We start from the raw sequence: 560 nt of genomic DNA, 5'->3' as shown, positions 1-560 counted from the left end.
CGGCCCCCTCAGAACCGTGCGTGCGACTCACGCCGCACACGGCTCAAGCAGAACCCGTGGGCGTTTGCTCTTCCGTGCGGTTGCTCGGTCACCGGCTTCGTGGTGCTGCCGGTGGCAGTCCGCGTGTACGAGTCGGAGGTTGTTCCAGTCGTTCCCGCCCCCTTCACGCCGGAACACGAAGTGGTGCTTGTGCAGCTTCTTCGCTACGGCTGCGAACCACTCGATCCACTCCCGTGGATTGTCGGGTTCGTATTCCGCTCCGGTGATCAGGGTCTCGCCACAGAGCGGGCACAGTCCTTGCTGGCGGAATGCCAGGTGCAGGCTGGTCTTATCCATGACGGGAGGCGCCTTCTTCTGGCGCCGTTTCGCCCAGTAGTCCTGGAGGGCTGGGTCATCCATGGATGCCGCGCCTTTGACCATGACGTGCCGGACGATCGGGGTCCAGGCGAATTTGTAGAGGTAGGCGCCGGAGATCCGGTCACCGAACACCCATTTGTCCGCCCGGGACTTGTTGAACGTGTCGAAGTACCGCTTCACTACCCAGTCCTTCGGCTTGTTGG

At 62.9% G+C, this 560-nt stretch carries 1 protein-coding gene; it reads right to left on the bottom strand.

Features of this window, described 5'->3' with window-relative positions:
• Positions 1 to 27 precede the first annotated feature (27 nt).
• On the bottom strand, positions 28 to 560 hold a 533-nt coding region (locus tag STRIP9103_RS38195), incomplete at its 5' end, for an HNH endonuclease (RefSeq protein ID WP_009335884.1).

Source organism: Streptomyces ipomoeae 91-03, assembly GCF_000317595.1.
Classification (GTDB): Bacteria; Actinomycetota; Actinomycetes; order Streptomycetales; family Streptomycetaceae; genus Streptomyces; species Streptomyces ipomoeae.
The sequence above is the reverse complement of the archived record's forward strand: the minus strand, read 5'-3'. Positions and strand labels throughout refer to the sequence as shown.